Here is a 14,358-nt window from a genome sequence, read left to right as displayed (position 1 = left end):
GTCCCTGAAACGGGAGAGAGTCTCTCCGAAATGGGAGAGAACGCGTCCAAACCGGGAGACAACGCGCCGAAACGGGAGAGCGCCACACAAATCCAGGAGAGCATCACCCCACCTCAACGCACAGCGCCAGAAAGGATGTACGTCATGCACGAAATCGTTGAACGGATGCAGAACAAAGAGATACGCGCGTTAGCCAGAGCCATTACGATGGTTGAAAATGACCATCCGGAGAAGCTCACATTACTCAGTGATGTTTTTTCCCTGAAAAAAACTGCTCACTATGTCGGAATTACGGGATCTCCGGGAGCTGGGAAAAGCTCACTGGTAAATCGCTTGGTCAGCCATATTCGCGAAGAAGGAAAAACAGTTGCGATCATTGCGGTGGATCCGACGAGTCCGTTCAGTGGTGGGGCGCTGCTCGGTGACCGGGTCCGTATGAATCAGCATTTTACCGATGATGGTGTATACATTCGCAGTATGGCGACACGGGGAAGTTTGGGTGGTCTTGCAAGGGCCACAAAGGATGCGATTCGGATATGTGATGCCTATGGTTTTGATGTTGTGATTGTGGAGACGGTTGGTGTCGGACAGTCAGAGCTTGATATTATGAAAATCGTTGATACGACAGCCGTTATGATGACACCGAATAGTGGAGATGTTTTGCAGATATTCAAAGCTGGCATTATGGAAATTGCTGATTTATTTATTATTAATAAAGCAGATCTTCCAGGCTTCGGTAAATTAAAATCACTTTTAAAAGAGCTGGTTATGATGACATCAACAGATGCTCATGAAACAGCCATCGTCAAAACGATCACAACAGAGAATAAGGGAATTGATAAGTTATGGGAAAAAATCAACGAACATCACGCCTTTTTATACAGCACTACTGAAGGCGAAAACCGCCGTATCAAGCAGCAGGAGCTCGAAGTATATGAGCTGATTCGGGAAGAAATCTGGCGTGATGTGAAAGATTTTATTGAAAAGAATGAAGCGTTACCAGCCATTGAAGCAAATAGCGATCCATATCAGTTAGCGATTAAATGGTTTGAAAAATGGAAAAGGGAAGGGGTGCGTTAAATGAACCAGGACAAAATCCTCTCCTCTGTAAAAGATCAGGAATTAGTTGAAAAGCGGCGAAATCAAATGATTCAAGGAGCGGTTACCCTTTTTAAGGAAAAAGGCTTTCACCGCACAACAACAAGGGAAATCGCTAAAGAGTCGGGATTTAGCATCGGAACATTATATGAATACATTCGTACGAAAGAAGATATTTTATTTCTTGTTGTTGATTCCATTCATCGTCGGGTTCGTGACAGTCTAGAGGCAAAAATAGATTTAAAACATCCGTCTACAGAAAATTTGGTTGCTTTACTTGAATCCTACTTTCGGCTAATGGACGACATGCAGGAGGAAGTGCTTATTCTCTATCAGGAAGTGAAGTCACTGAAAAAAGAAGCCAGAGCATATGTGCTCCGAAAAGAACGTGACATGGTCGGTATGCTGGAACACGCCATTGTAACTTGCTTGCCGAATGAAATTTCCAAGCAGGACGCAGAACTCCTGGCCAATAATATTTTTGTACATGGGCAGATGTGGGGATTCAGACGGTGGATACTGCAAAAGCAATTCACTCTTGATGAATATATTGATAGACAAATACATTATATTTTTAGTGGATTGGCTATGACGACTTAAAAAATGGGGAGGAGTTTGATGATGGAACAAGTAGAGATTTATAAACCGAAAAATCCTGTTCGTTTTATAACCGCTTCCAGTTTATTTGACGGGCATGATGCATCAATTAATATTATGCGCAGAATCATGCAGGCAAGTGGGGCAGAAGTCATTCATTTGGGGCATAATCGCTCCGTGGAAGAAGTGGTTCATGCGGCAATCCAGGAAGATGCGCAAGGCATTGCGATCTCTTCCTATCAAGGAGGTCATGTTGAATATTTCAAATACATGGTCGATTTACTCAACGAATTGGGTGCAGATCATATTAAGGTTGTAGGTGGCGGTGGTGGTACGATTATTACCCGCGAGATTAAGGAGCTTCATGACTACGGGGTGACATGGATATTTTCCCCAGAAGATGGAAGGAAATACGGATTGCAGGGCATGATTAACAAGATACTGCAAGCATGTGATTTCATCCCACCGATTGATGTAAAAAAAGATCAGGAGCAGCTTGTAAAAGGCGAACGGAAGGCGATGGCGAGATTTATCACCTATATGGAAAACAATGAGATCGATCCGGATGAAAAGCACGAGGTCCTTGAAGCCCTACGCGAAAAAACGGATAACCACACACCGGTACTCGGTATTACGGGAACGGGCGGCTCCGGAAAAAGCTCACTAACCGATGAGTTGATTCGCCGGTTTATGAATGAAATTCCGGACAAAAAAGTTGCGATCATTTCGATTGACCCAACGAAGAAGAAGACAGGTGGCGCGCTGCTTGGTGACCGTATTCGCATGAACGCGATTTTTACAGATCGTGTGTATATGCGTTCCTTGGCAACACGTGATTCGAGGGATGAGCTCTCAAAGGCCATTCAGGATGTGCTTGATGTTGTTCGTGCTTCAGGCTATGACTTTATAATTATCGAAACAAGCGGCATTGGCCAGGGTGATGCGGCAATTGCGGATATAACCGATCTTTCCATGTATGTGATGACAGCTGAATTCGGAGCCCCATCCCAGCTTGAGAAAATCGATATGATTGATTATGCCGATTTTATCGTCATTAATAAATTTGAACAAAAAGGTTCCGAGGATTCCTTAACACAGGTGCGTAAACAGTATGAACGCAGCCATATGCTGTTCAAACAGGATAAAGAAAAATTTCCGGTGTTTGGAACGATTGCCAGTCAATTTAACGACGCGGGGACAAATGCGTTGTTTGCATCACTGGTAGATACATTGAATGAAAAATTCAGTTGGGGCGACGCTATTGATTTCGACCGTCATACGATTGCACAAAAGCAAAACATGATTATCACGAATGAGCGGCGTCACTATCTGCGCGAGATCGCAACACATGTGCGAAATTATCATGACTATACGGAAAAACAGAGTAATATAGCACGCAAACTTTATCAGCTTGAAGGTACGAAGGAAATCGTTGACGTGGAAAATGCGAAAACAGCAATTGATCAAACGATTGATCAATATCAAGAAGACCTTGATCCAAAGGCAAAAAAGCTGCTTGATTCATGGGATGAGACACAAGAACGTTACGGTCAGGAAAAAATGACTTTCTCCATCCGAGGCAAGGACATTGAGATGAATACTGTCACAGAGTCCATATCTGGAACGAAAATACCGAAAGTAGCTTTTCCAAAATTCCATGACTGGGGCGAGCGCTTGACCTGGTTACTGAAAGAAAATGTTCCGGGAGCTTTTCCGTTTACGGCAGGCGTTTTTCCATTTAAGCGGGAAGGAGAAGACCCGACACGACAGTTTGCCGGGGAGGGGACGCCGGAGAGAACGAATCGCCGCTTCCATTATTTATCAAAGGAAGACGATGCTAAGCGGTTGTCTACTGCGTTTGATTCTGTGACATTATACGGGGAGGACCCGGCCCCACGCCCGGATATTTACGGAAAAGTCGGGGAGAGTGGCGTGAATATATGCACACTGGATGATATGAAAAAGCTGTATGACGGCTTTGATTTAACAAGTCCACAAACTTCTGTATCCATGACGATTAATGGACCGGCACCAATTATTTTAGCGATGTTTTTCAATACAGCAATCGATAAGGAACTGGTGAAATTCAAAGAGGAAAATGGCCGCGAACCAAGTCAGGAAGAATACGAAAAGGTTAGAGATAATACGGTAGCAGTTGTCCGTGGAACAGTGCAGGCAGATATTTTAAAAGAAGATCAGGGGCAAAATACATGCATCTTCTCAACCGAATTTGCACTGCGTATGATGGGCGATATTCAGCAGTATTTCATCGATAAAAATGTGCGCAATTACTACTCTGTATCCATTTCCGGCTATCATATTGCGGAAGCGGGAGCGAATCCGATTACCCAGCTTGCCTTCACGCTGGCAAATGGATTCACCTATGTGGAATATTATTTAAGCAGAGGAATGGATGTGAATAAATTTGCACAGAATTTGTCGTTCTTCTTCTCCAATGGGCTGGACCCGGAGTATACGGTCATTGGTCGCGTAGCCCGCCGTATATGGGCAACGACAATGCGTGATAAATACGGGGCAAATGAACGCAGCCAGAAGCTAAAATATCATGTGCAAACATCCGGACGTTCCCTGCATGCGCAGGAAATTCAGTTTAATGATATTCGTACAACACTGCAGGCGCTCCTGGCCATTCAGGACAACACAAATTCTCTGCATACGAACTCCTATGATGAAGCTATTACAACACCGACAGAGGAGTCAGTCCGTCGTGCGATGGCGATTCAAATGATTATTAACAAGGAATTTGGATTGATGAAGAACGAAAACGCCTTGCAAGGATCCTTCATTGTAGAGGAATTAACCGATTTAGTGGAAGAGGCCGTGCTTCAGGAATTTGAAAAAATGAATGATCGCGGCGGTGTGCTTGGGGCGATGGAACGACAATACCAACGTGGGAAAATCCAGGAAGAATCCCTTTACTATGAAGGGAAAAAACATTCCGGAGAATTGCCAATTGTCGGTGTGAATACGTACTTAAATCCAACACCTCCATCTGAAGATCAAACAGATACCATGGAGCTGGCGAGAGCGTCAACAGAGGAAAAAGAACATCAGATCAAGGAACTGCACAAGTTCCAGGATGTGCACAAAGAGCACACGGAAGAAGCATTACACCGTCTGAAGAAAGTAGCAGCATCTGGCGGAAATATTTTCGAAGAGCTAATGGAAACAGTCAAAACAGCCAGCCTCGGTCAAATCACCAACGCACTATATGAAGTAGGGGGACAGTATAGGAGAAACATGTAGGGAACGTTCCTATGCCACCGAAATGCGTGTTGATTTTATTGGTGGTCGCTAGGTTCGGCATTCGGCGTTCGCGGCATCCAGTTCGGCTTTCAGCGCACTTGGTTCGGCATTCGCGGCGCCCGGTTCGGCTTTTAGTGCACTTGGTTCGGCATTCGTGTCGCCCGCTTTGGCTTTCAGCGCACTTGGTTCGGCATTCGGCGTTCTTACTTCGGTTTTCGTCCAAGTTCTGCATTGAACGCACGCGCTTTATTCACATCCACGGATAAAATTTCAGCACTCCGCGTGTTTTATCGAGGAAGCATGAGAACCTTCCCTGTGCTTCCCCCTAAAAAAAGTTGAGAAAACATTTTGGTTTTCTCAACTTTTTTGCTAGCATATTCAGGTAAGATTTGTTTATAATGAAAGATATGGTTTTATTTTCAGTTTTGTAGCATAAAGTTAAAAAATTACGAGTATCAACGAGGCCGATGAGCCTTATTATATATGTAAAGGGAGTGCGTTACCGTGAGCTTAAAGGAATATAGCCACGAAGATGTGAAACAAATAGCAATGATCGAATTGGCTAATTCTGTGTTAGTCGATGAAAAAAAGTCGATTCATTTTAAAGATATTTTTGATCAAGTTGCTAAGATGAAGGATTTGTCTGAAGAAGAAAAAACAGCGAATATTGCACAGTTCTATACGGAGTTAAATGTGGATGGGCGCTTTATTACGCTCGGTGAAAATACGTGGGGACTAAAACGCTGGTATCCAGTGGAGAAGATGGACGAAGAAGGCGGAGCTCCAAAGAAAAAGAAGAAAGCAAAAGTAACAAAAGAAAAGCCAAAAGCAAAACCGAAGAAAGAAAAGAAAGAGGAAGACGAGGAACTTCATCTGGATGAAGAAGAACTTGATATCGTTGATGAGGATATCGATGAAATGGTCGATGAATTAGGTGATGAAGGCAAGATGTTTGATGAAGATGAAGAAATTTCCGGAATTGAAGAAGAGGCTGTGAATGAGGAAGAGTCGATTGATGAGGATGAAGAAGAAAAAACATAAAATCCGGCTTGACTTATCTATGCTTTATGATTACAATTCTTATTGGGCTCTTTAAATTTAGATACGTTATAAGCGTTTCCCCAGATTTGTGGGGAGGCGCTTTTATTATTTTCAGATGTTTTTGCACACAATAACGAAAAAGCATATAGAGAAGAAAGAGGGATTATAGTGACGAAGTATATTTTTGTTACAGGAGGCGTTGTTTCCTCCTTGGGAAAAGGGATAACAGCTGCTTCGCTTGGCCGTTTATTGAAAAATCGAGGATTGAAGGTAACGATTCAAAAGTTCGATCCATACCTCAATGTGGATCCCGGGACAATGAGCCCGTATCAACATGGAGAAGTTTTTGTGACAGAGGATGGTGCAGAAACGGATCTGGATTTAGGGCATTATGAGCGGTTTATCGATAATAATTTAAATAAATACAGCAATATAACTACAGGGAAAGTCTATTCCAGTGTTATCCGCAAAGAACGCCGTGGAGACTATTTGGGTGGAACGGTTCAAGTTATCCCTCATATTACGAATGAAATTAAAGAACAGGTCTTTCGTGCCGGTGCTGCTACGAAAGCGGATGTCGTTATTACCGAAATCGGCGGGACAGTCGGCGATATTGAGTCACTTCCTTTCCTTGAAGCCATCCGTCAGATTAAAAGTGGTGTTGGCAGGGACAGTGTCATGTATATTCATTGTACACTTGTTCCATATATTAGTGCGGCAGGTGAAATGAAGACAAAACCTACCCAGCACAGTGTGAAGGAGTTACGTTCACTTGGCATCCAGCCAGATACGATTGTTTTGCGCACAGAGCAGGAGATTAGTAAGGGCATGAAGGAAAAAATTGCGTTATTTTGTGATATTAACGAACAAGCAGTTATTGAGATGCGTGACGCAAACACCCTTTACCAAGTTCCGATTTCTTTGCAGGAACAGCAATTGGATCAGTTGACCTGTGATCATTTTGGACTGGATTGCGGTGAAGCTGATATGGATGAATGGAGAGAACTTGTAGATAAAGTACAAAACCTTTCCAAAAAAGTCGACATCGGTCTTGTTGGGAAATATGTGGAATTGCCGGATGCTTATCTCTCTGTAACGGAGGCATTGAAACATGCAGGATATCCATATGATGCAGATATTTCGATTCACTGGATTAATTCAGAGCAACTGGATAAAGCGTCCATCCAAAAAGAATTAGCGCACGTGGATGGAATTCTTGTGCCAGGTGGATTTGGTGATCGTGGGATCGAAGGAAAAATCGAAGCCATTCGTTACGCGCGTGAAAATAAAGTTCCATACCTTGGTATATGTCTTGGTATGCAGCTTGCGACCGTTGAATTCGCTCGAAATGTACTCGGCCTGACAGATGCGCACTCAGCAGAAATTAATCCAACGACACCGCATCCTGTGATTGATTTATTGCCGGAGCAAAAGCATATCTCTGACATGGGAGGTACACTGCGACTTGGCTTATATCCAGCCAGTTTAAAAGATGGTACAAAAATAAAAGAAGTATACGATAATGCAGACATGATTGAGGAACGTCATCGTCATCGCTATGAATTTAATAATGACTACCGGGATCAAATGACAGAGAATGGTTTTATATTCTCAGGTACAAGCCCTGATGGAAGATTAGTGGAAACGATTGAGATCCAGGATCATCCCTGGTTTGTAGCAAGTCAATTTCATCCGGAATTCACGTCAAGACCAACAAAAGCACAACCGCTGTTTAAAGGCTTTATCGGTGCTGCTATTGATCACCAGACGAATAAATAAAACGGAGAAAGCCCCCGAATGAAGTGTGAACACATCATTCGGGGATTTTTATATTAGGGTTTTCTAAAAGATTATTGCTTTTGACGCAAAAGATATAAAATACGACGTTATGTGCAATACACGCCGCCGTCCGGGGTCGTTCCGGGCAGTAGCGGACCTTAGGGCCTCAGCCTCCTCGCGGAAGACCGGTCTTCGGGCACGTGCTAGGACTGCGCGTAAATGCTCGTCCCACCGAAGACATTTGTTCCCGCAGGAGTCGACTACCGTCCTCTCACCCGGACTAGTGATAGCAAAGAAACTGTTTCGTTTTATCACACAAATAATATATAGTAGCCAACACCAGCGGAGAAAATACACGGAGACTCCTGTGGGAGCTAAAGGCTACGGTGAGACCCCGCAGAGCGGAGCTCGAGGAGGCTCAGGCAGCCGCCCACGGAAAGCGTAGTGTATTTCCGCAGCGGTTAAATACACACCAACCATCATTTCCTGCTACGTCGCATTTTATATCAACTGCGAAGATTTAAAAACAACAATACTTACGAAAAGAACATTTATATAAAAATAGCTCCCCTAAATCCCAACAAACGCTTTTTCACGCCATTTTTATTAATTACGCTCATCTCAAAAAACAGACTAAATTGAGATAATTCTGTTACATAGCAGGTTTTTCCATCTCGAATATAGAAATTAGTACATGGGCTATTAGATTAAAAAGGGGGAGGGGGAAGTATTGATTTGCAGAAGAAAATCTTGGTAGTTGATGATCAAGCAGGCATCCGTTTATTATTAACAGATCTTTTTACAAGTAAAGGATATCATGTAACTACTGCTACAACAGGAAAAGAAGCTTTAGATATTATAAATACAAATCCTTTTCATCTAATTATAGTGGATTACAGACTTCCAATTTTCAACGGGACTGAAATATTAGATCAATTACATCAAAATGAACGAGAGATTCCAGCATTTTTAATGAGCGGTTTTGAAGAGTCTATAAGGGAGGAAGCTGCCCAGTATAGTCAAGTAAAAGCTGTCTTAACAAAGCCATTTGATGTTGAGGAAATGGTAGAACTTGTAAAATCAGTGATAGGCTAAATCAATCAAATGTTGCGACATGAGACGCAAATTGGTATTCTTGTACTGTAGATGAAATAATTTTTAAAAGAAACAAACACAGAGTGGGGGAGATACAGATATGAAATTTTTTATTGATTCGGCAAATATTGATGACATACGTTCAGCAAACGCATTGGGTATTTTAGCGGGTGTAACAACAAACCCAAGCCTAGTAGCGAAAGAAGGCGTGTCTTTTCATGAGCGTTTAGGTGAAATTACAGAAGAAGTATCAGGCTCTGTTAGTGCAGAAGTTATCTCAGAAGATGCGGAGGGGATGATCGAAGAAGGAAAGGAACTTGCTGCAATCGCGGAGAATATCACTGTGAAAGTTCCAATGACGCTCGAGGGTCTGAAGGCAGTGAAGGCATTGGCTGACTTGAATATCAAAACAAACGTCACACTCATTTTCAATGCCAATCAGGCACTACTGGCAGCTCGTTCCGGTGCTTCCTATGTATCTCCATTTTTAGGACGCTTGGATGATATAGGTCAAGATGGTATGGATTTAGTTGCAACCATTTCAGCTATTTTCGACGTGCATAATATCGATACAGAAATCATCGCTGCATCGATCAGGCATCCACTGCATGTAACAGATGCTGCACTGAACGGCGCTGATATTGCAACAATTCCAATGAAAGTCATTGATCAGCTTGTCAAACACCCATTAACAGACCAAGGAATAGAAAAATTCCTTTCAGACTGGAAAAAGCAAAATTAATTGCATGAAATTGGAAATAATGCACAAACTAAGAGCAAAAAGAAAGACTTATACTCGCACGTGAATATACCGAGTCGCTTTCTTTTATTCTGTACGAAAGAAAGGTGAGGGTTTCCAGATGCAAAAAATGGTAATTGAAGGTGGCCATCTTTTAAATGGTCAGGTTCGGGTCAGCGGTGCAAAAAACAGTGCTGTTGCTTTATTGCCCGCCTCCATATTAGCAGATTCCGATGTAACGATAGAAGGGCTGCCAGAGATTTCTGATGTGTATACACTTGGTGATTTACTTGAAGAAATTGGCGGATCCGTCTCATGGGAGGATAATCAGACCATAAATATAAGCCCGCAAAATATGGTATCCATGCCATTACCGAATGGAAAAGTAAAAAAGCTTCGTGCTTCCTACTATTTCATGGGTGCGATGCTGGGTAAATTTAATAAAGCAGTAATCGGTCTTCCTGGAGGATGCTATTTGGGGCCACGCCCGATTGATCAGCATATTAAAGGTTTTGAAGCGCTTGGTGCTGAGGTTACAAATGAACAAGGAGCCATTTACCTGCGTGCAGAAGAGCTTAGAGGCGCTCGGATTTACCTTGATGTCGTCAGTGTTGGTGCAACGATTAATATCATGCTCGCTGCAGTAAAGGCAAAAGGAAAAACTACGATTGAAAACGCCGCCAAGGAGCCGGAAATTATTGATGTAGCCACATTGTTAACAAACATGGGGGCAAAAATAAAAGGTGTCGGCACAGATGTTATTCGGATTGAAGGTGTACCTGAACTGCATGGCTGCACACATACGATTATTCCGGACCGCATCGAAGCCGGAACGTATGCCATTGCAGCTGCTGCACAGGGGGAAAAAGTTCTCATTGATAACGTCATTTCCCAACATATCGAATCCGTATTAGCAAAATTGCGCGAGATGGGTGTAACGATAGAGGAAAAGGATGAACAACTTTTAATCACACCGAAAGCACCGTTAAAAAGTGTGGATATAAAAACATTGGTTTATCCGGGATTCCCGACAGATCTCCAGCAGCCTTTTACATCTTTATTAACCAAGGCAGTAAACACAGGCGTAATTACAGATACCATATACTCGGCACGTTTAAAGCATATTGACGAATTAAGACGTATGAATGCTACAATAAAGGTTGAAGGCGGTTCGGCAATCGTATCAGGCCCTGTCCAGCTAGAAGGCGCAAAAGTAAAAGCCACCGATCTTCGTGCGGGTGCTGCTCTGATTGTCGCTGGGTTAATGGCTGAAGGATTAACGGAAATAACAGGTCTTGAGCATATTGACAGAGGTTATGAAAAAATTACAGAGAAATTACTTAACCTCGGTGCAAATGTGTGGCGCGAAGAAATGACGGAGGAGGAAGTTGTCCACTTTCAAAATTCATAAAGTAGGTTGCTTTTTTGACGAACGCGCCGGATTCTAGTTAGTCGTAATACCTTTCATACATAAATGGTCCTTTGAGATGAGGATAGTTTAATGAAAAGGGAGAGGGAATACATGGAAAGAAGTTTAACAATGGAATTAGTACGTGTAACAGAGGCTGCTGCACAAAAATCAGCTCGCTGGATGGGAAGAGGTAAAAAGGAAGAAGCAGATGATGCTGCAACGACAGCAATGCGCGATGTTTTTGATACCATTCCAATGCAGGGGACAGTAGTCATCGGGGAAGGTGAGAGAGACGAAGCGCCAATGCTTTATATCGGCGAAGAACTTGGCACCGGAACTGGGCCGGGAGTAGATGTAGCTGTTGATCCACTGGAAGGTACCGACATTGTTGCGCAAGGTTCTTGGAATGCACTCGCTGTTATTGCGATTGCAGATAAAGGAGCACTCCTCCATGCACCGGATATGTACATGCAAAAGATTGCAGTCGGTCCGGAGTCGGTAGGTAAGATTGATATAAATGCTCCTGTCTATGACAATTTAAAAGCAGTGGCGGGGGCAAAGAATAAAAATATAGAAGACGTGGTTGCAACGGTTCTGGATCGTCCGCGCCACGCAAAATTGATTGAGGAAATCCGTGAAACGGGTGCCCGGATTAAACTAATTCCAGCTGGTGATGTAGCAGCGGCAATCAATACAGCTTTTGATGATACAGGTGTGGATATTTTGCTCGGAATCGGCGGCGCCCCTGAAGGTGTACTTGCTGCGGCGGCACTAAAATGTTTAGGCGGCGAAATTCAGGGGAAACTAGCACCGTCAAATGATGAGGAAAAGGCTCGCTGCAGTAAAATGGGAATTACAGATTTAAATAAAGTATTCTACATGGATGATTTTTGCAGTGGTGATGACGCCATTTTCGCTGCAACAGGCGTAACAGATGGTGAATTATTACAAGGTGTTCAGTTTAAAGGATCGAAGGCGACAACGGAAACGGTTGTAATGCGTGCAAAAAGTGGCACAGTCCGCTTCATTGATGGCAAACACAGTCTGCAGAAAAAACCTGATCTTGTCATGAAGTCTTGATATAATAATGAATGTCCCTTCCAATCATACTTTATGAGTTGATTGAAGAAGGGGCATGCTTTTTCTATAAAAATCTAGTAAATTTAAAAATAGAGTTGAATATTGTTCTGCAAACGTGTAACATAGTCATATGTTTAAGTGTGACATGAGTTGGCTACGATATGTAGACAAGTAATTTATCCAGGGTAAGAACTTCTATCAGCTTCTGATCATTCTTCATCTCTTTCAGGGACTACCTTCCGTAAAAGATCAAATACATCTTTTATCAATATAGTAGTATGCGTTCAAAAAGTTGCCGAATTAGAAGCAAGAAGGTCGAGGCGGCGTAGTTTTGAGCAACGGAACGTATGTTTTTAAATACGTGAGTAGCGGAAAAACAAGCCAACGAAGAGATTCGCCGCTTATCATTCGGTGACTTTTGAACAACCTCTAGTAGTACAAAATTAAAAATGAGTAGGCGTGGTGATTTTATGGCTACATTAACAATCTCTCAATTAGAGACATTAACATTAAAAGAAATTTATGCGTTAGCGAAGGAATATAAAATATCCTATTACGCTAAATTAACGAAAAAAGAACTTATATTTGCTATTTTAAAAGGACAAGCAGAACAAGATGGCTACTTATTCATGGATGGAGTATTGGAAATTATTCCCTCAGAAGGATTTGGCTTTTTAAGACCGATTAATTATTCACCGAGCGCAGAAGATATTTATATTTCCGCCTCGCAAATTCGCAGGTTTGACCTCAGGAATGGGGACAAAGTATCCGGAAAAGTTCGTCCACCAAAAGAAAATGAGCGCTATTATGGTCTGTTGCATGTTGATGCTGTAAACGGCATGGATCCGGACACATCCAAAGAGCGTGTTCATTTTCCGGCATTGACACCCCTGTATCCGGATCGGCTAATGAGTTTGGAAACGGAATCAAGAAGGCTTTCCTCACGAATTATTGATTTAATGACACCCGTTGGATTTGGACAGCGTGGTCTAATTGTTGCACCACCAAAAGCTGGTAAAACAATGCTGTTAAAAGAGATTGCAAACAGCATCTCAAAAAATCACCCGGACTCAAAATTAATTATTTTATTAGTGGATGAGCGCCCGGAGGAAGTAACAGATATCGAGCGATCTGTAGCTCCAGATGTAGATGTCGTAAGTTCAACCTTTGATGAGGTTCCGGAAAGTCATATTAAAGTATCGGAGCTTGTATTAGAGAGAGCCATGCGCTTAGTTGAGCATAAACGTGACGTTATCGTGTTGATGGATAGTATTACAAGACTAGCACGTGCATACAATCTGGTGATCCCACCAAGTGGTCGTACACTATCCGGTGGTATCGACCCAGCAGCATTTCACCGTCCGAAGCGATTTTTCGGTGCAGCAAGAAACATCGAGGAAGGCGGAAGCTTCACCGTCCTTGCTACAGCGTTAGTCGACACAGGTTCTCGTATGGATGATGTTATATACGAAGAATTCAAGGGTACGGGAAATATGGAACTTCATCTGGACCGCAATCTGGCAGAACGCAGAATTTTTCCTGCCATCGATATTTTACGTTCCAGTACGCGAAAAGAAGAATTGCTTGTTGATAAAGGACAGCTTGATAAGATGTGGGCCATCCGTAAAACCATGCAGGATTCCCATAGCTTCCTCGAACGCTTCTTAAAACGATTAAAAGCGTCTAAGACGAATGAGGAATTTTTCCAGATGATGGATGAAGAAATGAAACGTAAAGGAACGGCTAAATAGTAGCTGGAAATATTTTTGCATGGATATGCTATTGCAATCAAAGCATGAGACTGTTATAATTTTTTTATGTGAGTTTAGATAAGGTATTTACCTGTGACGTCTCTTACAATAACTCTGTTTCCAATCGATTCAGGGCAAAAAGGAGTGGAAAGACATGAAAAAGGATATTCATCCGGAGTACAGAAAAGTAGTTTTTCTAGATACTAGCTCAGACTATAAATTCTTAACCGGTTCAACACAAAATTCAGACGAAACAATTGAATGGGAAGATGGCAACACGTACCCATTAATCCGTGTTGAAATCAGCTCAGATTCACACCCATTCTACACAGGCAAACAAAAAGCTGACAAAGTCGGCGGACGTGTAGACCGATTCAAGAAGAAATATAATATGAAATAAAAAGTGGAGCGCCCGGTTATGGGTGACCATCGCTTCATCAAACTGATAAGAAAAACAGGCAAAACGTCTATATTTTGTCTGTTTTTTACTTTTAAAAATA

General features: G+C 42.5%; 11 protein-coding genes. All 11 read left to right on the top strand.

The window, feature by feature from the left end; all coding sequences use genetic code 11:
* The first annotated feature begins 144 nt into the window (after window positions 1–144).
* The 11 genes from meaB to KFZ58_RS16805 all read left to right on the top strand — a co-directional run bounded on the left by meaB (window position 145) and on the right by KFZ58_RS16805 (window position 14,258).
* Window positions 145–1,080, top strand: coding sequence for a methylmalonyl Co-A mutase-associated GTPase MeaB (gene meaB / locus KFZ58_RS16855; RefSeq protein WP_235794772.1), 936 nt, complete (start codon window positions 145–147; stop codon window positions 1,078–1,080).
* Entirely contained in the window at window positions 1,081–1,698 is a 618-nt protein-coding gene (locus tag KFZ58_RS16850; protein ID WP_235792440.1) for a TetR/AcrR family transcriptional regulator, read from the top strand.
* A 21-nt stretch (window positions 1,699–1,719) separates the two neighbouring features.
* Window positions 1,720–4,962, top strand: coding sequence for a fused isobutyryl-CoA mutase/GTPase IcmF (gene icmF, locus KFZ58_RS16845; protein ID WP_235794771.1), 3,243 nt, complete (start codon window positions 1,720–1,722; stop codon window positions 4,960–4,962).
* 504 nt (window positions 4,963–5,466) lie between these two features.
* The gene (gene rpoE / locus KFZ58_RS16840) at window positions 5,467–6,003 is read left to right on the top strand and encodes a DNA-directed RNA polymerase subunit delta (protein ID WP_235792439.1); all 537 of its coding nucleotides are present in this window, start codon (window positions 5,467–5,469) and stop codon (window positions 6,001–6,003) included.
* A gap of 168 nt (window positions 6,004–6,171) precedes the next feature.
* Window positions 6,172–7,782 carry a CTP synthase gene (gene pyrG / locus KFZ58_RS16835; protein ID WP_235792438.1) on the top strand — a complete coding sequence of 537 codons (1,611 nt, stop codon included), beginning with the start codon at window positions 6,172–6,174 and terminating at the stop codon, window positions 7,780–7,782.
* 735 nt (window positions 7,783–8,517) lie between these two features.
* Window positions 8,518–8,877: a response regulator gene (locus KFZ58_RS16830; protein ID WP_235792437.1), complete on the top strand. Its 360-nt coding sequence runs from the start codon at window positions 8,518–8,520 to the stop codon at window positions 8,875–8,877.
* A 100-nt stretch (window positions 8,878–8,977) separates the two neighbouring features.
* Window positions 8,978–9,619: a fructose-6-phosphate aldolase gene (gene fsa / locus KFZ58_RS16825; RefSeq protein WP_235792436.1), complete on the top strand. Its 642-nt coding sequence runs from the start codon at window positions 8,978–8,980 to the stop codon at window positions 9,617–9,619.
* Window positions 9,620–9,737: 118 nt separating this feature from the next.
* Window positions 9,738–11,027, top strand: a complete 1,290-nt coding sequence (murA, locus tag KFZ58_RS16820; RefSeq protein ID WP_235792435.1) for a UDP-N-acetylglucosamine 1-carboxyvinyltransferase — start codon at window positions 9,738–9,740, stop codon at window positions 11,025–11,027.
* A 111-nt stretch (window positions 11,028–11,138) separates the two neighbouring features.
* Window positions 11,139–12,107 (top strand): class II fructose-bisphosphatase, encoded by a 969-nt coding sequence (glpX, locus tag KFZ58_RS16815; RefSeq protein ID WP_235792434.1) that lies wholly within the window; start codon window positions 11,139–11,141, stop codon window positions 12,105–12,107.
* A 470-nt stretch (window positions 12,108–12,577) separates the two neighbouring features.
* Entirely contained in the window at window positions 12,578–13,858 is a 1,281-nt protein-coding gene (gene rho / locus KFZ58_RS16810) for a transcription termination factor Rho (protein ID WP_235792433.1), read from the top strand.
* Between the two features lie 154 nt (window positions 13,859–14,012).
* On the top strand, window positions 14,013–14,258 hold the full coding sequence (locus tag KFZ58_RS16805) for a type B 50S ribosomal protein L31 (protein ID WP_235792432.1): 246 nt from the start codon (window positions 14,013–14,015) through the stop codon (window positions 14,256–14,258).
* Window positions 14,259–14,358: the final 100 nt, after the last annotated feature.

The organism is Virgibacillus sp. NKC19-16, assembly GCF_021560035.1.
Classification (GTDB): domain Bacteria; phylum Bacillota; class Bacilli; order Bacillales; family Amphibacillaceae; genus Virgibacillus_L; species Virgibacillus_L salidurans.
The sequence above is the reverse complement of the archived record's forward strand: the minus strand, read 5'-3'. Positions and strand labels throughout refer to the sequence as shown.